Raw genomic sequence first — 21,243 nt, forward strand, 5'->3', positions numbered from 1 at the left:
ATGCGCTTCTCCCCGCTTGTTGAGCAACTGATGGACGCTTTTCGCGTGTTGCCGGGCGTTGGGCCAAAAACGGCCCAACGCATGGCCATGCACCTGTTAGAACGCGAGCGCCCAGGAGGGCAGCGGTTGGCAGCGGTAATTCAGCAGGCCATTGAAGAGGTCGGTTATTGTCAGCGCTGCCGTACGTTGACCGAAGCAGATATCTGCGCGCTGTGCGAAAGCCCCCGTCGTGATGATGCGCTGCTGTGTGTAGTCGAGTCGCCTGCTGATCAGCTTGCTATTGAAGAGGCGGGTGGCTTTCAAGGGCGTTACTTTGTATTGCATGGTCACCTTTCTCCGCTGGACGGCGTCGGCCCAGATGCCATTGGATTGGATCTATTGGAAAGCCGCGTCGCAGAAGGCAACATTCGCGAAGTAGTGCTTGCCACCAATCCCACCGTAGAAGGCGAAGCGACAGCGCACTTCATTGCCGCCCAACTTGCTCACTACGGTGTCTCTTTTTCGCGACTCGCCTATGGTGTTCCTATGGGAGGGGAGCTTGAGTATGTAGACGGTGGTACGCTAAGCCGCGCCTTTAATGGTCGCCAGCCTTTCGCCAGCGATTGACCTTATAAAAAAACGCAAGCGCTTTTGCGATTGTGCCAACCCGGAAGTTTGCTTTGTCCTCTTTAGCCCCCTCGTTGTATCAATGGATTGATAGTGCCGACGCCTTAGATGCTGCATGCGAGCAAGTTGCCGGTGCCAGTGTGATTGCCTTAGATACTGAATTTTTCCGTGAAAACACGTTTTTTCCGGTGCCAGCGCTTATTCAGTTCACCACCGGTGACATGGCGTATTTAGTGGACCCGTTGAGCACGCCTTGCACCGCTGCTTTTCGTGATTTGTTGCAGAAGAATAGTGCCATCAAATTACTGCATGCCTGTAGCGAAGACCTCGAGGTGTTCCAGCACTGGGCCGGCGTATTGCCAGCACCGCTTATCGATACGCAAGTCGCTCAGGCTTTTTTGGGAGAAACTCCCGGCATGGGCTATCAAAAATTGGTAGAGCACTGGATGGGGGAAACGCTGCCTAAAGAGGAGACGCGTTCCAACTGGTTAGAGCGCCCCTTAACGCCCTCCCAGTGCGAATATGCGGCGTTAGATGTTATCTATTTGCTGAAGGTTTGGGGGCTTCAAGCGGAGAAGCTTGAACAACTGGGGCGGCGCGAATGGCTTGACGATGAGTGTGCCAGTCTTATCGAGCAGGCAGGTCGCAGCGTAGAGAGCGATGGCCAATGGTATACGCGCCAGCGGCAGTTGTGGCGCCTTGATCCTCGCCAGCTTGAAGCCTACCGCTTAATGACCATCTGGCGGGAAGGCGAAACCCGCCGTCGGGATTTGCCGCGTAATTGGTTGGTTAGCGATAAGTTGTTGTTCGCGGTGGCTGAAAAAATGCCTAAAAATCGTTATGAGCTAGCAGAAATTGAAGGGGTTAAGCCGCCCCTGGTTAAAAAAGAAGGCGATACGCTGCTGTCGCTGGTGAAACAGGCTCAGCATTGCCCCGAAGGTGATTTACCGGCGCGCTGGCCAGACCCGATGCATCCTGTGTTTAAGCGGCGCTTTAAAGCACTTAAAAAAGTAGTGACGGAGAAGGCTGCTGAGCTACAAATAGCGCCCGAGATGTTGCTGCGGCGGCGAGATATTGAGGCGCTTGTGATGCAGCGGCTTGCTAACCAGCCATTAACCACTCCTGGCGGCTGGCGTGATGCCTATTTAACTCAAGAAATTCATCAGGCGCTTGAGGAGTTGTCGTAATGAGCGAGAAACTGCTTTGTGAGATTTTAAAAAGCTCACGCAAAGACGAGATGTATCTCTACATAGACAAACAGAAAGGGTTGTCATCCGTGCCCGACGCATTGATGGATACCTTCGGTAAGCCAGTGCCGGTGCTTACAATGATACTGACTGCCGATAAAAAGCTGGCTCGAGTGAACGCTGCTGATGTGATGGATGCAATCCAAGAGCAAGGCTTTTACCTGCAAATGCCGCCTGCGAAAGAAGCCTATTTGCTGGATGTTCACCGCGCTCAGGCGGCTAACCGCGAATGAGCGTTATGAGCTTCTTACCATGAACGTTCTGCCATGAGCGTTTTGCCATGAACTTTCTTGCCCATGCTTGGCTTGCTCATCCTGGTAGTGATGAGTTTCTGTACGGAAATCTGATTGCTGACGGCGTGAAGGGGCAAGACTTAACGGCTTGGTCGCCAGATGTTGCTAGCGGCATACGTCATCATCGCCGCGTGGATGCCTGGATTGATCGGCACCCAAACGTTTTAGAAGCAAAGCGGCGCGCGCCGCACGCTCAGCGGCGTTATGTCGGTATCGCGTTAGATATCGTGTGGGATCATTTTCTTGCTCGTCAGCAGGCGGGAGAGCAGCAGCACCAGTTAATCGAGCGCTGCTATCAGTTGTTACAGGCTTGGCCTGCGCCGCAACGGTTGTCTACCATGATGCCGTTGATGATTAAGCATGACTGGCTGCACCGTTACGCTGATTTTGACTTTACCTGCCGTGCAGTAGCTGGCATTGGTCAGCGGCTATCGGGGCCGAACCGCTTAGCAGAGTTAGTGCCTTGGCTTTACGAAGACTATCCATGCTTAGCGGCCGACTTCGTAGTGTTATGGCAAGAGTGTCGTGCCACACTAACCAGCAGCGGTGGTGCTGCGGAGAGTGGGAGTTATTCAGACATGTTGAAAGTAAAGGGAATCAATGATGGTGGCGGCCATGCGTGAGCGCTTCTGGGAAAGATACTCGCTAGAAGAATTAACGCCCCAAGAGTGGGAGGCGTTATGCGATGGCTGCGGCCAGTGTTGCTTGTTGAAGCTCCACGACGATGAAACGCAAGAATTAGCGGTGCTTAACGTTGCCTGTCGGTTGCTGGATATTCACAGTTGCCAGTGCAGTGACTATGAAAATCGCTTCGATAGCGTACCCGACTGTACACAACTGACGCCTGAGCTCGTCAAAGAGTTTACCTGGCTGCCGCACACATGTGGCTATCGGCGTGTTGCTGAAGGGCGCAAGCTAGCAGGATGGCATCCGCTGCTGAGTAACGATGCTGAGCGCGTTCACCGGAAGGGCGTCAGCGTAAGAAGCTTTGCGGTTTCCCAAGATGACGTGCCCGAGCGCCTTTTGGAAGAGCATATTATCGCTGTATTGCCGATGCCTTAAACCTAACAGTCGCCCTCCCTGGCATGCTCACTAACCGCTGGCTAACGGTAATAACGTTAGCTGGCGGTTTTGCTTTTTGTACTATCCCAAATGGTTAAAAACGCTTCTTTAAACGGTGAGGGCTGTGGCTTCGCTGTGGCTTCTCGCGTCGCCGCTTGATCGGTTGGCGCTGTTGTCTTTGGCGGGGTATCCCAAATTGTTGGAAACTGTTCCTGATAGCTCATGGTCTGCTCCTGATTTTGTGAACTAGGCGTTTGTCTATAAAACTTATAGGTAGTATGACGTAAAAAACACTTCATGGAAAACATTTCCATAAAGTGTTTTTTCACAAAAAAAGCAGCGCCTGGGCGCTGCTTGAATGTTATTTTCGAGCTGTCGGCTATTTCTTGATAAGCAACTATTGCGCTTGCTTTGCCGCGTCCATAGGGGCTAGCCCGAGTGCCCACAGGATAAATGCGTCTTGGCGAGCCGTATCTCGCCAAGCTTTGAACCTGCCGGATGCGCCGCCGTGGCCGCTGGTCATGTCGGTGTGAAGCAGTACAGGAGCATTGCCTTGCTGTGCCTCGGTAACGCGGGCATAAAATTTGGCAGGCTCCCAGTAACTAACACGAGTATCAAACCAGTTGCCCTCTATCCATAGCGCTGGGTAGTGCTGGGCGCGTATGTTGTCGATAGGTGAGTAGCCAGCGATACGCTCGGCGACTTCTGGGTCTTCAGGATTGCCCCACTCACTATATTCGGCGGTGGTAAGCGGTAACTCTGGGTTCTGCATGGTACGGAGCACATCCAGAAACGGCACCTCCAATACCGCTGCGCAAAATGCCTCAGGTTTACGATTGACGCAGGTGCCGACTAGCAAACCGCCTGCGCTTGCCCCGCAAGCCACGATCCGTTCTGGCTGGCTAAGCCCCTCGTTTACTAGCGCCTCTCGGGCAGCTAAGAAGTCGTTAAAGCTATTCTCTTTATGAGCCATTTTGCCATTTAGATACCATGGCTCGCCTCGCTCACCGCCGCCGCGTACGTGGGCGACTGCAAATGCTGCGCCACGCTCCAGTAGTTCGAGCCGAGCAATTGAGAACCAGGGGTCAAGCGCTTCACCATAGGCGCCGTAACCATACAGCAACGTGGGCAGTGGTTGGCCGGCTAAGTCAGCGCGCATGACAATGGATACTGGCACGCGTTCGCCGTCAGCGCTGGTTGCCCATATGCGCTGGCTGACTAGTTGATCAGGCAGCAGTTGGCCGTAAACGGGGACTTGCTTTAGCAACGTACGTTCACCGCTATCCAGGTTTAGCGCGTACCAGCTGGGAGGGCGAGTGAACGACTCTTCGCGTAGATGTACGGTATTTGCATCGAAGTGTGGCGAATCTTCTAGCAGCTGCGAGCAGGGCGTTTCAGGTAGTTCGATATGCTTATCTAGTGTGAGGTTGTGATCTTTATCTAGCACTAAGCGGCGTAACATAACCTGGGCATCGCGATGGCTTCGCTCGGCGATGATTAGCCCCCATTCAAACGCATCGATCCCTTCTAGGGTAGTGTCTTCACGGTGAGCTATCAGCGACTTCCACTCGGGAGCAGGGTTGCTTTGTTGATCAGCGCGTGTGAAGTCGAGCTGAAAATGCGGGCCTGCGAGATTTTGTAAGCGATAAAACGTACCAGGGCGATGATCAATGCTCACTTCAACCCCTGCCTGGCGGGCATGTAGGCACATCGGGGAAGCATGGGGCTGATCTGCCGGCACGGCATGGATTTCTGTTGTATCTTTCGAACCGCTTTCAATCAAAAGCCATGCTTTCGAGCGCGTTTTGCCAATCCCAATCCAGAACTCCGGATCGTTCTCACGCATTACTAAGGTTGGTTCAGCAAGGCGCTCTGGCGTTGAAAACGGTATCCATACACGCCAGATGGAGTCCGGGCGCTGAGTGTCATCAAAGCGTGTAAATAGCAGCGTTGCGCCGTTGGTTGTCTCATCCTCTGCCCAGCATACGCTAGCGCCAATATCGCTTAGTAGTTGCTGAGGTTTGCCGTTGGGGAGTGCTTTTAACCACAGTGTGAAGCGCTCGTCGCCCTGGGTATCTTCCGTCCAGGCGAGCCACTGTTCATTCGGGGACAGTGCCATGTCGCCCATGTCATAAAAAGGCTGATCGGCGGCACGTTCACGTACGTCAAGAAAGCACTCGTCAGCACCGGGTTGGCCGTTAGGGTGGCGCCACCAGCAAGGGTAATCATCCTCGGCGGCGGTATTGCTCCAGAACGTAAAGTGGTCAAGCGCTGTCTTAAGGCTGGTTATTGCCAATTCACGACGCGCTAAGTGGTTTTGATAAAGTGTTTCAGCAAGCGGCCGTAAAGGAGCAAACCATTCATCATGCTGATGGTTGGCGGCTTCTAAAAAAAGCGATACGTCAGGCGCATCACGCTCTTCTAACCAGTGCCATTCTGGAGAATTAGCGCGATAATAATGTGTGACAGGCGAGCCTTCGTGCTTATCAGGCTGTGCTTTCATAAATTGATAGGTACCATAACGGGAAATCAACGTCGGGTGTCTCCACCCACATGAGGGGTATTATGCTGTTTGAAGACTCAATGTCACTGCTGTGGTTAAGTTATTACGTTCTTTCACTGATCGTGCTGGTCGCTGTCTACTTTGCGCTAGCATTTTTGCCTCGCCTACCGCGTTTGGTGATTACTTGGTGTGTGGCGGGAGCGATGTGGATGCCTGCAGGATATCAGTTACCGTTGATAGAAGAGGGTGAGTTCTATACCGGCTGGGCACCGGCTGCCATGGTGTCTGCGGTTGCTTTTCTTGAGCATAGCACCAGTGCACTACGTGGTGGTTTACTGTGGTTGATTTTAGGCATTGCCTTAGGCGCATGTGTTGGCATTGCCCTGTGGTGGTGGCGTAGGCCAGAACCTTATGATGATGTGTCTCAGCATCAGTCCCAGGAAGAAGATCCTCAGCCAACCCGACGCCGGGAACCAGTGATTAACTAATGCGAGTACAAGGCGCGATGATGGAGCTAGCCGATGTGTGAGTTACTAGGCATGAGCGCCAATGTTCCTACCGATATTTGTTTCAGCTTTTCCGGCTTTTTACACCGCGGCGGGGGCACCGGCCCTCACCGCGATGGGTGGGGCATCGCATTTTACGAGGAGGGCGGTTACCGTGAATTTCGTGACCCCCACCCCTCGGTTAATTCCCCGATAGCCCGCTTAATCTGTGAATATCCTATCAAGTCCAATGTAGTGATTAGCCATATTCGCCAAGCAAATGTAGGCGGCGTACGGCTGGCAAATACACACCCATTTACCCGTGAAATGTGGGGGCGGCCCTGGTGCTACGCCCATAATGGCCAATTGAGCGATTGGCAAAAGTTGCCATTAGGTACGTACACCCCGGTAGGTAACACAGATAGCGAACACGCTTTCTGCTGGCTAATGGGCGAACTGCGTCGTTGTTTTCCCACGCCGCCTGCGTCTCCTGAATCATTGTGGGAGCGTTTGCACGGGCTATGTGAAGAGTTGCGCGGACTAGGCGTTTTTAACCTACTGTTATCTGATGGCGTTTACTTATACAGCTACTGCTCGACCAAATTGGCTCATATCACACGACGCGCGCCCTTTGGCGAGGCGGAGCTGTCCGATGCAGAGTTGACGGTTAATTTTATCGAGCATACGACGCCTAACGATATTGTCTCTGTGATTGCCACCGAACCACTTACCCAAAATGAAGCGTGGCAGCGAATGGTTCCAGGCGAATTATTGGTATGGCGCGAGGGAGAAATCAAAGCGAGCTACGGTCATAGTAAACAGGATGACGACATAGCGTGAGCGACAGCAACAAGGCAGTGCTTTAAGCTAAAGTTGAAACGCCAGTTTCAATCGATCGTTTTACAGCGTGCTGCCTGTCGTATATGGTTGGCTCTTTTAGGCTTGCTAGTTAGTCACGCACAATAACAAGGTCGGTCAAATATCGACACGGATAGCGGAGATTGCCCATGAGCGAACACGCCAATGCCCACGTACTACGTGGCCCAGCGCTTGAAGGCTTGGATCAGTACAACTCAGTCACGGATGTCTTTCATTCAGCGGTTAAACGTTTTGCCAACAAGCCGGCATTTAGCTGCATGGGTAAAACCCTAACGTTTGCCGATCTTGATCGCCTGTCTGCCAATTTTGCAGCTTGGTTGCAGCATGAAACCGACTTAGTTCCTGGAGACCGGATCGCCATTCAGTTGCCTAACGTGCTGCAGTTTCCTGTGGCGGTGTTTGGTGCACTAAGAGCGGGGCTCGTGGTCGTTAATACCAACCCGCTTTACACCGAGCGGGAGATGGCGCACCAGTTCAAAGACTCAAATGCCAAAGCCATTGTGATTTTGGCCAATATGGCGGATAAGCTTGAGAAAGTTCTGGATAAAACGGATATCCAACACGTCTTGGTTACCCAGCTTGCCGATCTGCACGATGTGCCGAAGCGTTGGCTAATTAACGCCGTTGTTAAGCACGTTAAAAAGATGGTGCCTGCCTACTCGCTACCCACCGCTGTTGGCTTCCGCGATGCACTGAAAAAAGGCGCGTCGTTACATCATACCGAGGTGCAACGCACCATGGATGATGTGGCTGCACTGCAATACACCGGTGGCACCACCGGTATGCCTAAAGGCGCGATGCTGACCCACCGGAACCTAGTGGCCAATATGCTCCAGGCGCGTGCCGCTATCGGTGAACACTTGACCGATGGCGAAGAGCTGGTAATTGCGCCACTGCCGGTCTATCACATCTATACGTTTACCGTTAACTGTTTATTCCTGATGGAAACAGGCAACCACTCGCTATTGATTACTAATCCTCGTGACTTACCTAGCTTTGTCAAAGAGCTTAAAGGCTTGCCGTTTACCGGGTTTATTGGTCTGAACACACTGTTTAATGCGCTGTGTAACCGAGATGACTTTAAGCAGCTCGATTTTTCCAAGCTGAAACTGACCATTTCCGGCGGTATGGCACTGACTAAAGCGGCGGCTCAGCGTTGGGAAGAGACAACGGGGTGCCCGATTGCAGAGGGCTATGGGCTAACGGAAACATCGCCCATTGTTAGCTTTAACCCCACAAACGCTATACAGCTGGGCACCATTGGTAAACCAGTGGCTGGTACCTCAGTGAAGGTAATTGATGCTGACGGCAATGATGTTGCAATGGGGGAGCCTGGTGAGCTTTGCGTGCAAGGGCCTCAGGTAATGAAAGGCTACTGGCAGCGCGATGATGAAACCCGCAATTCTATTGATGAAAACGGCTGGTTCCATACGGGCGATATTGCTGTTTTGCAAGATGATGGCTACATCAAGATCGTTGATCGTAAAAAAGATATGATTTTAGTATCTGGCTTTAATGTCTACCCAAATGAAATAGAAGATGTAGTGGCTGCGCATCCAGATGTGTTGGAGTCTGCAGCAGTGGGTGTGCCAGATGAAGGTGCTGGAGAAGCGATCAAGCTATTCGTTGTTTCCAAAAACAGTGAGTTAGACGCTGAGACGCTGCGCAAGTGGTGCAAAAAAGAGTTAACTGGCTACAAAGTTCCGAAGTACGTAGAGTTCCGTGATGAGCTTCCCAAAACCAACGTTGGTAAGGTGCTGCGTCGACAGCTCCGCGATCAGGAAACAAGCAACGCTTAAGCGCTTAATGAGTTCACTAATAGGTGGCTGTTAGGCGTCCTGTTATCGAAGGCGTTACAATAGTCGGCCCACTCATGCAGTGGGCCGATTTTATTCTGAGATGGAAACCGAGCCTAACGTGACCACCGACACGCAAACTTCCCATGCTGACGCCCAGAACGCTTATCCACTCACCGCATTAGATGAGGAGATAAGGCACGTTATGCTGCGTGATGCACAGCAGCTAGCGCGTCGTGTGGCAGGCCTTAAGCGGCGTCAACGAGACAGAAAACCGATCGACCACGGTGTCCAACAGGTTCAGCGCGACCTTGAAAAAGCTAAGCGGCTGCTTGCTAACCGTGAAGCACTGAAGGTGGCGCTGGATTATCCTGCCGAGTTGCCTGTAGTAGAACGACGAGAGGATATCCTAAACGCTATCCGCGACCATCAGGTAGTAGTCGTGGCGGGGGAGACAGGGTCGGGTAAAACCACTCAGCTGCCTAAAATTTGTCTAGAGCTTGGCCGTGGGCGTAAAGGGGTGATTGGGCATACCCAGCCACGTCGACTGGCAGCGCGTAGCGTTGCCGGGCGGTTAGCGGAAGAAATGAGCGTGCCGCTGGGTGAGCAGGTGGGCTACCAAGTGCGCTTCAATGATCAAAGTTCCCCGAATACGCTCGTAAAGCTGATGACGGACGGTATCCTGCTGGCAGAAACCCAGCACGATTCTTTGCTGCTGCGTTACGACACGCTGATTATTGATGAGGCGCACGAGCGCAGTCTTAACATCGACTTTTTGCTGGGGTATTTAAAGCGCCTGCTGCCGAAACGTCCTGATCTAAAAGTCATTATTACCTCAGCCACCATTGATGTAGATCGTTTTGCTGCCCATTTCGGCAGTGCCAACGCGCCTGCGCCGGTGGTTGAAGTCTCTGGCCGCACTTTTCCCGTCGATGTACATTACCGCCCGCTGGCGCGTAGCGAAGAGGATGAGGATGACCGGACACTGCAAGAAGGCATTTTGCACGCAGTGCGCGAAATCGAAACCATCGAGCGTGAGAAAGGCTGGCTGCATGGTCCACGCGACGTGCTGGTGTTTTTACCCGGGGAGCGTGAGATTCGTGAGACAGCCGATTCGCTGCGACGGGCCGACTTAACCGGCACCGAAATATTGCCACTCTATGCTCGGCTTTCCAACGAAGAGCAAAATCGTGTCTTCGCTTCCCACAAAGGGCGGCGAATTGTGCTGGCTACTAACGTTGCTGAAACCTCGCTCACGGTACCGGGAATTCGCTACGTTATTGATCCTGGTTTGGTGCGTATCAGCCGCTACAGCTATCGGGCGAAAATACAGCGACTACCGATTGAGCCGATTAGCCAGGCCAGCGCCAATCAGCGTAAAGGCCGCTGTGGCCGTGTTGCGGAAGGGGTATGTATTCGTCTTTATGATGAAGAGGATTTCCTATCGCGGCCAGCGTTTACCGACCCAGAAATTCAGCGTACCAATTTAGCGTCAGTTATCCTTTCCATGCTGGCGCTGAAGCTTGGCAGTATTGAAGCTTTTCCCTTTGTCGACCCGCCCGATAGCCGATTCGTAAAAGATGGCTTTCGTTTGCTGTTTGAGCTGGGAGCGGTAGACGACCAGCAGCGCCTGACCCCGCTGGGCCGCAAGCTCGCTAAGCTACCCATCGACCCACGCCTAGCGCGCATGGTGCTGGCAGGTGCCGAACGAGGCAGCCTGAGGGATGTATTGATTGTGGTATCGGCTCTGGCGATACAAGACCCTAGAGATCGGCCTGCTGACAAACGCCAAGCGGCGGATCAAGCGCACCAGCGCTGGCATGATCCCGATTCTGATTTCGTTGCGTTGCTAAACTTATGGCATGGCATCGAAAATGCCCGCGAGGCTCTCTCAGGCAACCAACTGCGTCGCTGGTGCCGCGAGCACTATATTAACTATCTGCGCATGCGCGAATGGCATGACACGTTCCGTCAATTGCGTCAGCTGCTGCGCGATATGGACATCGACGTGCCCGCACCGCTGCCCAGAGATGAAGACGAAAGCGAAGAGCAAGCCAAGCAAGCGCGTCGTAAAACGTCAGGAAAACTGCACCAAGCGCTGTTATCTGGGCTGCTTTCTAACCTGGGAACACTACTGGAAAACCGTGAATACCTGGGCGCGCGTAATCGTAAGTTTATGATTCACCCCGGTTCAGGGCTGGCGAAAAAAACGCCGAAGTGGGTAATGGCGTTTGAACTGATTGAAACCACTAAACTATTTGCCCGTACAGTGGCGAAAATTGACCCCCAGTGGATTGAGCCTCAAGCGCAGCACTTGATAAAAAGCAGCTACAGCGAGCCGCACTGGGAAATGAAACGTGCCCAGGTAGTCGCGTTCGAGCAAGTAACGCTGTTTGGTCTGCCGATCGTTGCCCGTCGCCGTGTGCATTATGGCCCTATTGCTCCCCAAGAGTCCCGGGAGCTGTTTATTCGTCGTGCGTTAGTGGAAGGCGAATTTCAGACTAAGGGGGAGTTTTTTGCCCATAACCGAGCGCTGATTGAAGAAGTCGAGGCACTCGAAGATCGTGCACGTCGGCGCGATATTCTGGTCGATGAAGAGGCGTTGTTTGCTTTTTATGATGAACGACTCCCTCACGATATCGTTAATGGCAAAGGGTTTGAGCATTGGCGCAAGCAGGTGGAGCGTGAGTCTCCTGACTTATTAAAATTCGATATTGAGGCACTTAAAGCGCGGGATGCCAACGACGTTACTCAGGCGCAGTACCCTGATCACCTAACGTTGGCAGGGGTTGCCTATCCGGTTAGCTATCACTTCGATCCTGATGCAGAAGATGATGGCGTTACGCTGACCGTACCTGCCGCTATGCTGCCTCAGTTGCCCGTGCATGCCCTTGAGTGGTTAGTACCGGGGTTGCTGCGCGAAAAGTGTATTGCGCTACTTAAATCCCTGCCGAAAAGCATTCGTCGTCAAGTGGTCCCCATTCCCGACTGGGTCGATGCGGCACTGGAAATGCTTGTGCCTGATCAGCGCCCACTGACCGAGGCGCTTGGCGAGTTTATTCGGCGGCGAACGGGTACGCGGGTACATCCTGATGACTGGCGGCTTGACCTGCTAGCACCACATTTAATTATGAACGTGCGCGTTGTTGATCACGCTGGTAAAACGCTGGGCCAGGGGCGTGACGTACGTGCCCTGGAAAGGCGCTTTGAAGAAGCCGCCAGTAGGGGAGCCCAGGCGTTAGCAGAACAGGCTAATCAGGCCCCGGCGCTTGAAAGTCTGCCTAGTGAGCCGCTCCCTGAATCTCGGGTGACGACCCAGGCGGGGATCCGTGTCGAAGCTTACCCGGCACTGGTGGCAGAAGATTCACGCTTCAAAGTGGCACTTTTCGACCATCCCGCCAAGGCAGCGGCAGCGCATCAAATGGGTGTGGCCCGTTTGGCGATCTCACAACAGCCGGATCAGGTGAAAGCTATTAAGCGTTTGCCTGGCGTGGAAAAATGCGCATTGTTGTTTGCGAAGGTAGGAAACAAAAATGAGTTGGTTGATGATCTTTTGCTGGCGGTGTTTACTCAAGTAGTGGCTAAGCATCCTCTGCCACGTTCGGAGCAAGCCCTTAAGCAGCGCTTGCAAACTTCTGAAGAAAGCTTGTTAGCGCATGCCCAAACACTGTTAACGCATGTTGAGGCGGCGCTTAAGGGGCACTTGGCAGTAACCAAAATTTTAAAAGGGAAGCTCAATTTTGCATTGGCGCTTGTTTACAGCGATGTCAGCGCGCAGATGAAGCGATTGGTTTACCCCGGTTTTATTCGCGATGCAGGTGAGTGGTTAACGGAGTATCCTCGTTATACAGAGGCTGCATTAATCCGGCTGGAAAAAGCCGCGCGCGAGCGAGGGCGCGACCAAATGCTGATGCACGATGTCCAAGCATTAGAAACGCGTTTCGACGCGCGCCGAAAAAGCGAACGCAGGGGCGACGCAGAAGACCCAGAGTTGGTGGCATTTGGTTGGTGGATTCAGGAGCTCCGGGTGTCTCTGTTTGCCCAGCAGTTGGGTACTAAAATGCCCGTTTCTGTGAAGCGCCTAGAAAAGCGTTGGGAAGAGCTTATTAGCGTTTAACGCTTGTCGTAATACGATAATAGGCTTACGTAGTTAAGCCAATGCACCAAGATGACAACATCGATTGACAGCCAGCGACTCTCAGTAAGCCGCTAAAAGGAGAAAGGCATGACACATGTGGTGATTACCGGTACAGGACTTTACACGCCGGAACACGCCATTGATAACGCGTCGTTGGTGAAAGCATTTAACGCGTGGGTAGACAGCCAAAATGCTCGGCATGCTGATGCAATCTCACGTGGTGAACGAGAGCCGTTGTCACACTCCAGTAGCGAGTTTATTGAAAAGGCATCTGGCATTAAAAGTCGTTATGTGTTGGATGCCTCAGGAATTCTTGACCCAGCGCGAATGCGGCCTAAACTGCCACAGCGTAGCAATGATGAACCGTCTATTCAGTGTGATATGGCTACCCAGGCGGCACAACAGGCATTGGCAGCAGCTAACGTCGATGCCGCTGACATCGAGCTTGTCATCGTAGCGTGTTCGAACCTAGAACGTGCCTACCCAGCTGTGGCTGTCGAAGTTCAGCGGGCGTTAGGCACCAGCGGTTACGGTTTCGATATGAATGTAGCCTGTAGTTCAGCCACATTTGCGCTTGAAATAGCGGCCAATGCGATTGCATCTGGTAGCGTAAAGCGGGCTCTCATTGTAAACCCAGAGATCTGTTCGGCACATCTCAACTTTACAGATCGCGATAGCCACTTTATTTTTGGCGATGCTTGTACAGCAATGGTACTGGAAAGCAGTGATTGCGCTGTGTCTGATGAGCAGTATGAAATATTAGGTACGCGTCTAGTGACGAAGTTCTCTAATGCGATTCGTAATAACGCAGGTTTCCTTAATCGCGTTACCGACAGTGACCCGCTGGCGCTGGATAAGTTATTTGTACAAGAAGGGCGGCGGGTGTTCCGAGAAGTGTGCCCTATGGTTGCTCAACTGATTTCGAGCCATTTAGCTTCTCTAGAACTTTCTGGAAGCGATTTGAAGCGCATGTGGCTGCATCAGGCTAATCAGCACATGAATGACCTGATTGCGCGGAAAGTGCTAGGTGTGGAACCTAGTAAAGCGCAAGCGCCCATTATTCTTGATCGCTATGCTAATACCAGTTCGGCAGGATCGATAATTGCCTTTCACTTGCATCGTGAACAGTTAGAAGGTGGTGATATTGGTGTGATTTGTTCGTTTGGCGCAGGTTACAGTGCCGGTAGTGTTGTTATACGTCGTCAATAACAGGGCTTTGGGTTAATTTTTTTAGGCGTGAAATGCGACGAACTGCACGCCACACATGTTGAAAGAGGAGCTACCATGCTTGGGTTGTTAGCAAAGCACAAAAGCGCGTTTAGCTGGCGCTACAAGGGATTGCCTGTCTTGCTGCTAGCCGTATTAAGCATGAGTGGGTGTGCTAGTTCAGGGGGGAATGTTGGCGAGCAAGTCCACCCTGAAGATCCTTGGGAAGGGTTTAACCGTCGCGTGTTTGCTTTTAATGACGTGTTAGATCGCTATACGTTAAAACCAATAGCTAAAGGTTACCAGACGGTTACCCCCGACCCCGTACAAACTGGGGTAGGTAATTTTTTCGCTAACCTGCGTGACGTGCGAACCGCATTAAACAGTTTGCTCCAAGGCAAGCCCGCTAATGCAGGGCTTGCGACGTCGCGCTTTTTAATTAACTCGACTGTTGGCATAGGCGGGCTATTGGATTACGCCACGTTGATGGAAATCAATGCTGATAGGGAAGATTTCGGTCAAACGTTGGCGGTATGGGGATGGGATGACTCGCGCTATTTGGTGTTACCATTGCTCGGTCCTGGAACGCTACGAGATACCGCTGGGTTGCCCTTTGATATTGCTGCTCACCCTATTACCTATCTGGATGACCATACACTTAGGGCTGGTTTGACGGCACTGGATATTGTCCAAATTCGCGCAAGGCTACTGGATCAGGAAGCGTTAATTAGTGGCGATCGTTATCGCTTTGTTCGTGATGCCTTCTTACAGCGCCGTCAGTTTGAGATTAGTGATGGTGAGCTTGGGGATGACCCGTTTGCTATGGACGATTTTGAATTCGACGATACCGATTTTGGTGACGACGATTTCGCCGATTGAGGCTTAATATGGATCATTCCAAGCAGTTGATCGCGGTGATCGATGAGCCAGGGCAAGAGCGTGACGCGCTAGCAGAAGCGATTACGTGCGATGGCTTGTGGGTATTTGCAGCAGATAATATTGACAATTTGCCTGCCGACACAGCGCTCATCGTTGCTCATGCAAGGGCAGTGCCGCGCCAGCAGTGGTCGCAACTGACACATCGTTTGCCTACCTTAGTTGTCAGTGATTCTCGTCAGGACGCGGACCTAATTAAGGCAGTTGATGTTGGTTTAGTTGACTATATTGTTCATCCACTACGCCACGCAGAACTGTTGCGCCGGATGATTCGTAAAGCCATTGAGCTTCACACATTGGCTCAGGAGCGAGATCGAGACCGAGAGCGTCTGGCCGAATTAAACGAAAGCCTGGAAACGCATCTAGCCTTGCTGCGTATGGATCAACAGAGCGGTGGTCATATTCAGCGCCGCTTATTGCCTATTCATCCCAAAATCATCAACGGTGTGTACTACGATTACTGGTTTGCACCTTCGCTGTATTTGTCGGGAGACTTCCTTGACTATCAGCGCTATAACGATCGCTACAGCGCATTCTATTTTGCCGATGTGTCTGGGCATGGGGCATCCTCTGCGTTTGTTACCGTACTGCTCAAGTATCTATGCAATCGATGGCTTAATGAGTGGGATGGCCAATCGCCAGAACAGTTGGCACCTAACTGGTTGGCGGCATTAAACAGAGAGTTGCAGGACACTGATATTGGCAAACACGCGACCTTGTTTGTTGGTGTCATTGACCACCAGGAGCGAACGCTTCACTATTCGCTCGGTGCGCAGCTTCCTATGCCACTGCTAGTGTCTGGTGGTAAGCTAATGCGTCTGGCAGGAGAGGGAATGCCAGTAGGTCTTTTTCCAGATGTAGAGTATCCTTCGCTCAGCTGTGCTTTACCGGCCGATTTTCATTTATGGCTGTGTTCAGACGGTGTATTGGAATGCTTGCCGGGTAAGACACTCGACACGCGGCTCAAGGAACTTGAGCAATTAGTAAGTGAAAGTGTCACGCTTGAGCAGTTGCGCGATCGGCTAGCCAACACCAACTCCCTTCTTATAGAAGGCGATGCGGATAATGAGGCGAACCAGGACCGCGATGCTTTACCCGATGACCTAACAATCATGATGGTGAGCGGATTTGGTCATGCTGATTGAAGAAGGCCGCATTAAAGCGGCGTTCGACTCCGGTGTTTTTGTTTTAAAATTATGTGGTGACGTGCGCCTAACGCTGTGCGCCACGCTTGATACCCAAGCTCAGCGCCTTGCTGAAACGCCTGGGCTAACGGCGGTAATGATCGACCTGCGCGAAGCAACGAATGTTGATTCGACCGCGCTGGGCTTTCTTGCCAAAGTTGCTATGGCGGTAAAAGGACGTTTAGAGCATCCACCCACCATCATTGCTGATAATCCAGATGTACGACAAATGCTGGATGTGATGGGCTTTGCTCGTTTTTTTACGCTGATGGAAGCGCCATTGCAGCAAGCGTCGAAACTAACATCGGCCCTAGAAGACTTGCCTGCTGAGCCAGCTGACGAAGAGGGGCTGCGTGAACGTATTTTAGAGGCCCATCGAATTCTAATGCATATGAACGAGCACAACCGCGAACAGTTTCAACCGCTTGTGGAAATGCTCGAAGCGCAAAACACAACGGCCCACTAACGCACTTTATCTGTATATAGGTTTCAAGAACTAGGTTTCAAGAACTAGGTTTCAAGAACAACGCGTCTACTAGACAAGGCCCCCTAAGATAAACATCCTAGAGGGCCTTTTGGCTTTTTTTGTCGCCTATCTATGTTAGCGATCCAGCGGAGTCAGCAATCGAATTAGCTGCTGCGAAGCTTACTAAGCAGTTCTTCGAGCTTGCGCTGGTCAGCCATAAATTTGCGAATACCTTCTGCTAGTTTGTCCGTCGCCATTTCATCTTCGTTCATTGCCCAGCGGAAATCTGCCTGCGCTAACGCTTCACTCGGTGCGCTGCTAGCTGCTTTGGGAATAAGTTGTTGCGGCAACTCTCCTTGAAGTTCGTCTAGTTCGTTAAGTAGTGCAGGGGAAATCGTCAAACGATCACAGCCAGCTAGCGCCTGAATTTCACCCACGTTTCTGAAACTTGCGCCCATGACGATGGTGGAGTAGCCATGGCCTTTGTAGTAGTCGTAAATGCGCTTAACAGACTGCACGCCTGGGTCGTTGGCACCGCTAAAATCTGTGTCAGGGGCTTTAGCTTTATGCCAATCGAGAATACGGCCTACGAACGGTGAAATAAGCGTTGCACCAGCATCTGCACAGGCCTGTGCCTGGGCAAAGCCAAATAATAGGGTTAAGTTAGTGCGAATGCCGTCACGTTCAAGTTGGCGAGCGGCTTGGATGCCTTCCCATGTCGACGCCATTTTGATCAAAATACGCTCTGGGCCTACTCCATGCTGGGCGTATCGCTCAATCAATGAGTGCGCCTTGGCAATGGTGGCATCACGGTCAAACGATAGTCGGGCACTGACTTCAGTCGACACGTAGCCAGGTACCAGTTCACTGATTTCGCTACCAATATCGACAGCCACGCGATCTACCGCGTCTTCAAGGTCGGTGCTTTCTTTGGCAATGCTGGCAAGTCGTGCGCGTCGGTCTTCTTGCTGGGCAGCTTGCAAGATAAGCGAGGGGTTGGTTGTGGCATCTTGCGGCTGAAAGCGGCGGATAGCCTCAAGGTCGCCGGTGTCAGCGACAACCGTGGTCATCTCTTTTAATTGAGTTAGTAGGCTAGTGGCCATGCATCGTTCCTTGTCGTCGTTGAGATAGTTGTCGTTGGATACTTTAGCAAGGGCATTGCGTGGCGAACAGTGACCGACAAATGAATTGAAATCGATTATGATTAGCGGCCTATCAATTCAGAGGCATTCTCTGCTGAATAATGCCAACTTCAAGGATGTTTATGGAACTTAATCCTCGTCGAGTGGCGCTGTTGGTGGCGGCCAACACAGCGCTTGCGCCGTTTGCGATTGATGCTTACTTACCAGCCATTGGGGTACTGGCAGAAAACATCAATGCGAGTATTCATCATACTGAACTCTCAATCAGTATGTTTTTATTTGGCTTCGCAATCGGTCAGCTGTGCTTTGGACCGCTGTCGGATAGGGTGGGGCGTAAGCCTGTTTTGCTCAGTGGCTTGGTGGTGTTTATGCTCGCGAGCTTAATGATCACCACCGTCGATAGTTTGACCTCTTTGCTGGTGTGGCGATTTATTCAAGCACTGGGCGGCGGCGCTTGTGTGGTGAACTCAGCGGCGATTGTGCGCGACTGTTTCAGCGGACGTGAAGCCGCTAAAGTCATGTCAACGATGGCTATGATCATGATGCTTGCGCCGTTGGTGGCACCTGCCGTGGGTAGTATCTTGCTGCACATTGCGGGGTGGTGGCTGATATTTGTATTTTTGGCCGCTTACGCAGGTTTTTTGCTTTGGCTGCTAGGTACGCGTTTACCCGAAACACGAGATACTAACTTACCCGCAGCTTCGCCCCGCCAAGTTATACGCAATTACGCCAGTGTGCTCTGTCATAAAGAGGGGATGGGCTATATTTGCGCTGTCGCAGCTTCATTCGCTGGGCTGTTTGCTTTTGTAACCGCCTCTCCATTTTTATACTTAGACTACTTCTCACTATCGCCTAGCGTTTACCCAATGGTGTTTGGCGTCAATGTGCTTGTGATTGCGCTGTCTAATCGCGTCAATATTCATTTACTGCGTAAGCGCTCGCCACAACAGAATTTACGACTAGGGTTAACGATTCAGTTAATTGCGGCACTGGGGCTTGTTATCGCGACAGCGCTTAATTTGGCTTCGCTATATGTGGTGGTGCCTCTAGTCATGTTGTTTACCGGTATGATTGGTCTGATCACACCTAATGCCATTTCTGCGTTACTGGACCATTTTGGACATATCAGTGCCACGGCAACTGCACTGCTAGGTGGCATCCAGTTTAGTTGTGGCGCAATTGCTGGGGTGCTGGTGGGCTTGTTCCAGGTAGAGCACCTATGGCCGATGGTGCTCACTATGTTGGGGGCCGCGTTGCTGGGTAATATCGGCGTCCAAAAGCTGACAAGAAAGCCCGCTTACGGTGATTCGTACTGATGCTTTGTGCTGCTGATTGATGTTAGCGAAAAGGTGTGATGATTGATTTTAATGAATAACTCGTTGCCATGGATAGACATGCCACTTGGCGTGTGGCTAGCCTGTTCTGCCGTATTAATGCTGGGTGCTTTCGTACAGCGTGCGACAGGTTTCGGTTTGGCAGTGGTAGGGGCACCACTACTGTTGATGCTAGAACCACGTTTGGTGCCGGTAGTGCTCGTGTTGTTTGGGTTTACTGTTTCATTGCTGATGGTGCGCCACTACTGGCAAGAAATACGCCTGGACGCGATAGGCATTGCCTTGATTGGCCGCTTGCCAGGGAATGCGCTGGGCATTTGGTTATTGTTAACTGCTCCGTTGGTGGTGCTCGAAAAACTGATCGCCGCTATCGTGTTGTTTGCTGTGATAGTAACGCTGTTTCGTTTTCATCCCCCGGTAAACCGTGTGACGCTGTTCCTGGCAGGTATACTGTCAGGCGTTTTTGGCACGGTGGCTGCCATCGGTGGTCCTCCAGTCGTCCTGCTAATGCATGGCTTTCCACCTGATCGCCTGCGCGGCAATTTGGCCGCTTTCTTTATTCTGACATCTCTTCTAACGCTCATGACGCTAGCGCTTGCGGGCCAGGTATCCGCTTGGCATTTTAAATTAGCGCTCACGTTTCTACCTGCAGTGCTAATCGGTAATGCGCTGGCAGATGTGATTGCCCATCGCTTGGATAGGCGGTTACTACAAGGTGTCTCGCTTGGGCTATGTACGTTGGCTGCGTTGGGGCTGTTAATTTAGTACCAGTGTTATGCGGTACCTCGGATTAAAAATTTTTGTGATGTTACGTCCTGTCACAAAGTTGTCATTGAAACGGTGCAAAGTACGTCTTGCGAAGGCCAAAACCTTACATCGACAGGAGTATTTCGCATGAACCGTATTCTAAAAACGACCGTGATAGCGGCTGCCGTAATGAGCGTTGCCGGTGTTGCCCAGGCACGTGATCAGATCCGCATCGTAGGTTCCAGTACCGTTTATCCGTTTGCCAGCTACGTTACTGAAGAGTTCGGTGCGACTACCGGTAACCCTACGCCTGTGATTGAGTCAACAGGTTCGGGTGGCGGTTTGCGCTTGTTCTGTAATGGTGTAGGTGAAGGCACGCCCGATATCACCAATGCTTCACGTCGTATGAAGCCATCTGAATTTGAGCGCTGTGAAGAGAACGGCGTTACCGATATTACTGAAGCTAAAATCGGTTCTGACGGTATCGTTCTTGGCCAATCAACTAATAACGACGCAGCAGACTTTACCCTAGAACATATTTTCCTAGCCGTTGCCGCTCAGGTCCCCGTTGATGGTGAGCTGGTTGATAACCCTTACACTAACTGGAGCGAAATCGACGATTCTCTACCGGATCGTGAGATTTCTATCTATGGGCCGCCCACGACCTCTGGAACCCGCGATGCTTTTGAAGAGCTGGTGATGGAAGTAGCTTCAGAAGAGTTGGGAGCTTACGGTGACGAAGGTTACACCGAAATCCGCTCAGACGGCGTTTATATCGATGCAGGCGAAAACGATAACTTGATCGTTCAGCGTTTGTCTGAAGATACTAAAGCGTTCGGTATCTTTGGATACTCTTTCTTGACTGAAAACCCGGATACTATCCAGGGCGCGTCTATTAATGGTGTTGAGCCAGAAGTAGAAGCAATTAGTTCTGGTGAATATCCAGTTGCTCGCTCGCTGTGGTTCTACCTCAAGAACCAGCACGCTGATGAAGTACCGCCAATGTATGACTATGCCAACATGTTTATGGAAGAGCTGATGATTGGCAGTGATGGCTACTTGGTTGATATTGGCTTGATTCCGCTGCCCGAAGCTGAGCGTGAGCAAGCTCGTCAGCGTGTTGCTGACCGTGCTCAGTTAACTGTTGAAGACCTGAAGTAAGTTAGAACGCTAGATACAAAAGGCCGGTAGCATAAGCTACCGGCCTTTTAGTTTGAGT

The 21,243-nt window shown here is 51.8% G+C and carries 19 protein-coding genes; 16 read left to right on the forward strand and 3 right to left on the reverse strand.

The annotated features are described in order from the left end of the window. From recR to J4377_RS06100, 5 genes are read left to right on the forward strand one after another with little or no spacing between them, the layout of a single operon-like run. Nucleotides 1-606 carry a recombination mediator RecR gene (recR, locus tag J4377_RS06080; protein ID WP_198350141.1) on the forward strand — a complete coding sequence of 202 codons (606 nt, stop codon included), beginning with the start codon at nt 1-3 and terminating at the stop codon, nt 604-606. Between the two features lie 53 nt (nt 607-659). Further along, a complete protein-coding gene (gene rnd, locus J4377_RS06085; RefSeq protein ID WP_038482911.1) occupies nt 660-1,793 on the forward strand; it encodes a ribonuclease D in 1,134 nt (377 codons plus the stop codon). Further along, nucleotides 1,793-2,086: a YcgL domain-containing protein gene (locus tag J4377_RS06090; protein ID WP_038482913.1), complete on the forward strand. Its 294-nt coding sequence runs from the start codon at nt 1,793-1,795 to the stop codon at nt 2,084-2,086. Before rnd ends, J4377_RS06090 begins: the two co-directional genes overlap by 1 nt. A gap of 47 nt (nt 2,087-2,133) precedes the next feature. Then, nucleotides 2,134-2,769 (forward strand): ACP phosphodiesterase, encoded by a 636-nt coding sequence (locus J4377_RS06095; RefSeq protein WP_253487406.1) that lies wholly within the window; start codon nt 2,134-2,136, stop codon nt 2,767-2,769. Continuing rightward, nucleotides 2,750-3,208 carry a YcgN family cysteine cluster protein gene (locus tag J4377_RS06100; RefSeq protein WP_253487408.1) on the forward strand — a complete coding sequence of 153 codons (459 nt, stop codon included), beginning with the start codon at nt 2,750-2,752 and terminating at the stop codon, nt 3,206-3,208. The genes J4377_RS06095 and J4377_RS06100 overlap by 20 nt, the downstream gene beginning before the upstream one ends. 56 nt (nt 3,209-3,264) lie before the next feature. Here the strand turns inward: J4377_RS06100 and J4377_RS06105 are convergent, their stop codons facing one another. Both J4377_RS06105 and J4377_RS06110 read right to left on the reverse strand, forming a co-directional pair. Continuing rightward, a complete protein-coding gene (locus J4377_RS06105) occupies nt 3,265-3,432 on the reverse strand; it encodes a hypothetical protein (RefSeq protein ID WP_167457126.1) in 168 nt (55 codons plus the stop codon). Between the two features lie 173 nt (nt 3,433-3,605). Then, a complete protein-coding gene (locus J4377_RS06110) occupies nt 3,606-5,711 on the reverse strand; it encodes a S9 family peptidase (RefSeq protein ID WP_253487415.1) in 2,106 nt (701 codons plus the stop codon). 62 nt (nt 5,712-5,773) lie between these two features. Here J4377_RS06110 and J4377_RS06115 point away from each other — a divergent pair, with 62 nt between their 5' ends. The 8 genes from J4377_RS06115 (at nt 5,774) to J4377_RS06150 (ending at nt 16,801) form a co-directional block, all read left to right on the forward strand. After that, a complete protein-coding gene (locus J4377_RS06115) occupies nt 5,774-6,199 on the forward strand; it encodes a hypothetical protein (protein WP_038482919.1) in 426 nt (141 codons plus the stop codon). 33 nt (nt 6,200-6,232) lie between these two features. Beyond that, nucleotides 6,233-7,036, forward strand: a complete 804-nt coding sequence (locus tag J4377_RS06120) for a class II glutamine amidotransferase (RefSeq protein WP_231658633.1) — start codon at nt 6,233-6,235, stop codon at nt 7,034-7,036. Nucleotides 7,037-7,203: 167 nt separating this feature from the next. Next, nucleotides 7,204-8,874 (forward strand): AMP-binding protein, encoded by a 1,671-nt coding sequence (locus tag J4377_RS06125; RefSeq protein ID WP_120387210.1) that lies wholly within the window; start codon nt 7,204-7,206, stop codon nt 8,872-8,874. Nucleotides 8,875-8,974: 100 nt separating this feature from the next. Beyond that, entirely contained in the window at nt 8,975-12,988 is a 4,014-nt protein-coding gene (gene hrpA / locus J4377_RS06130; protein ID WP_253487417.1) for an ATP-dependent RNA helicase HrpA, read from the forward strand. Nucleotides 12,989-13,096: 108 nt separating this feature from the next. Then, nucleotides 13,097-14,218: a beta-ketoacyl-ACP synthase III gene (locus J4377_RS06135; protein WP_253487419.1), complete on the forward strand. Its 1,122-nt coding sequence runs from the start codon at nt 13,097-13,099 to the stop codon at nt 14,216-14,218. 75 nt (nt 14,219-14,293) lie between these two features. Beyond that, complete coding sequence (locus J4377_RS06140) at nt 14,294-15,094, forward strand: VacJ family lipoprotein (protein WP_253487421.1); 801 nt, start codon at nt 14,294-14,296, stop codon at nt 15,092-15,094. 8 nt (nt 15,095-15,102) lie between these two features. Next, complete coding sequence (locus tag J4377_RS06145) at nt 15,103-16,296, forward strand: PP2C family protein-serine/threonine phosphatase (protein WP_095602252.1); 1,194 nt, start codon at nt 15,103-15,105, stop codon at nt 16,294-16,296. Next, nucleotides 16,286-16,801 carry an STAS domain-containing protein gene (locus tag J4377_RS06150; RefSeq protein ID WP_038482938.1) on the forward strand — a complete coding sequence of 172 codons (516 nt, stop codon included), beginning with the start codon at nt 16,286-16,288 and terminating at the stop codon, nt 16,799-16,801. Before J4377_RS06145 ends, J4377_RS06150 begins: the two co-directional genes overlap by 11 nt. Nucleotides 16,802-16,965: 164 nt before the next feature. Here the strand turns inward: J4377_RS06150 and tal are convergent, their stop codons facing one another. After that, nucleotides 16,966-17,904 carry a transaldolase gene (gene tal, locus J4377_RS06155; RefSeq protein ID WP_038482941.1) on the reverse strand — a complete coding sequence of 313 codons (939 nt, stop codon included), beginning with the start codon at nt 17,902-17,904 and terminating at the stop codon, nt 16,966-16,968. Between the two features lie 161 nt (nt 17,905-18,065). Here tal and J4377_RS06160 point away from each other — a divergent pair, with 161 nt between their 5' ends. The 3 genes from J4377_RS06160 (at nt 18,066) to J4377_RS06170 (ending at nt 21,185) form a co-directional block, all read left to right on the forward strand. Then, nucleotides 18,066-19,259 (forward strand): multidrug effflux MFS transporter, encoded by a 1,194-nt coding sequence (locus J4377_RS06160; RefSeq protein ID WP_038482944.1) that lies wholly within the window; start codon nt 18,066-18,068, stop codon nt 19,257-19,259. A 51-nt stretch (nt 19,260-19,310) separates the two neighbouring features. Next, on the forward strand, nt 19,311-20,042 hold the full coding sequence (locus tag J4377_RS06165; RefSeq protein ID WP_038486613.1) for a sulfite exporter TauE/SafE family protein: 732 nt from the start codon (nt 19,311-19,313) through the stop codon (nt 20,040-20,042). Between the two features lie 129 nt (nt 20,043-20,171). Next, complete coding sequence (locus tag J4377_RS06170) at nt 20,172-21,185, forward strand: substrate-binding domain-containing protein (RefSeq protein ID WP_038482947.1); 1,014 nt, start codon at nt 20,172-20,174, stop codon at nt 21,183-21,185. Nucleotides 21,186-21,243 lie beyond the last annotated feature (58 nt).

This window comes from Halomonas sp. XH26 (genome assembly GCF_024138895.1).
GTDB lineage: Bacteria > Pseudomonadota > Gammaproteobacteria > Pseudomonadales > Halomonadaceae > Vreelandella > Vreelandella alkaliphila.

Bases quoted from the DNA above. Each gene is read 5' to 3' on its own strand.
- J4377_RS06125 (WP_120387210.1), top strand. From the start codon at position 7,204: ATGAGCGAACACGCCAATGCCCACGTACTACGTGGCCCAGCGCTTGAA.
- J4377_RS06090 (WP_038482913.1), top strand. From the start codon at position 1,793: ATGAGCGAGAAACTGCTTTGTGAGATTTTAAAAAGCTCACGCAAAGAC.
- tal (WP_038482941.1), bottom strand. From the start codon at position 17,904: ATGGCCACTAGCCTACTAACTCAATTAAAAGAGATGACCACGGTTGTC.
- J4377_RS06110 (WP_253487415.1), bottom strand. From the start codon at position 5,711: ATGAAAGCACAGCCTGATAAGCACGAAGGCTCGCCTGTCACACATTAT.
- J4377_RS06105 (WP_167457126.1), bottom strand. From the start codon at position 3,432: ATGAGCTATCAGGAACAGTTTCCAACAATTTGGGATACCCCGCCAAAG.
- J4377_RS06095 (WP_253487406.1), top strand. From the start codon at position 2,134: ATGAACTTTCTTGCCCATGCTTGGCTTGCTCATCCTGGTAGTGATGAG.
- recR (WP_198350141.1), top strand. From the start codon at position 1: ATGCGCTTCTCCCCGCTTGTTGAGCAACTGATGGACGCTTTTCGCGTG.
- J4377_RS06160 (WP_038482944.1), top strand. From the start codon at position 18,066: ATGGAACTTAATCCTCGTCGAGTGGCGCTGTTGGTGGCGGCCAACACA.
- J4377_RS06120 (WP_231658633.1), top strand. From the start codon at position 6,233: ATGTGTGAGTTACTAGGCATGAGCGCCAATGTTCCTACCGATATTTGT.
- J4377_RS06165 (WP_038486613.1), top strand. From the start codon at position 19,311: ATGAATAACTCGTTGCCATGGATAGACATGCCACTTGGCGTGTGGCTA.
- J4377_RS06135 (WP_253487419.1), top strand. From the start codon at position 13,097: ATGACACATGTGGTGATTACCGGTACAGGACTTTACACGCCGGAACAC.
- J4377_RS06100 (WP_253487408.1), top strand. From the start codon at position 2,750: ATGGTGGCGGCCATGCGTGAGCGCTTCTGGGAAAGATACTCGCTAGAA.
- J4377_RS06145 (WP_095602252.1), top strand. From the start codon at position 15,103: ATGGATCATTCCAAGCAGTTGATCGCGGTGATCGATGAGCCAGGGCAA.
- J4377_RS06140 (WP_253487421.1), top strand. From the start codon at position 14,294: ATGCTTGGGTTGTTAGCAAAGCACAAAAGCGCGTTTAGCTGGCGCTAC.
- J4377_RS06170 (WP_038482947.1), top strand. From the start codon at position 20,172: ATGAACCGTATTCTAAAAACGACCGTGATAGCGGCTGCCGTAATGAGC.
- hrpA (WP_253487417.1), top strand. From the start codon at position 8,975: ATGGAAACCGAGCCTAACGTGACCACCGACACGCAAACTTCCCATGCT.
- J4377_RS06115 (WP_038482919.1), top strand. From the start codon at position 5,774: ATGCTGTTTGAAGACTCAATGTCACTGCTGTGGTTAAGTTATTACGTT.
- J4377_RS06150 (WP_038482938.1), top strand. From the start codon at position 16,286: ATGCTGATTGAAGAAGGCCGCATTAAAGCGGCGTTCGACTCCGGTGTT.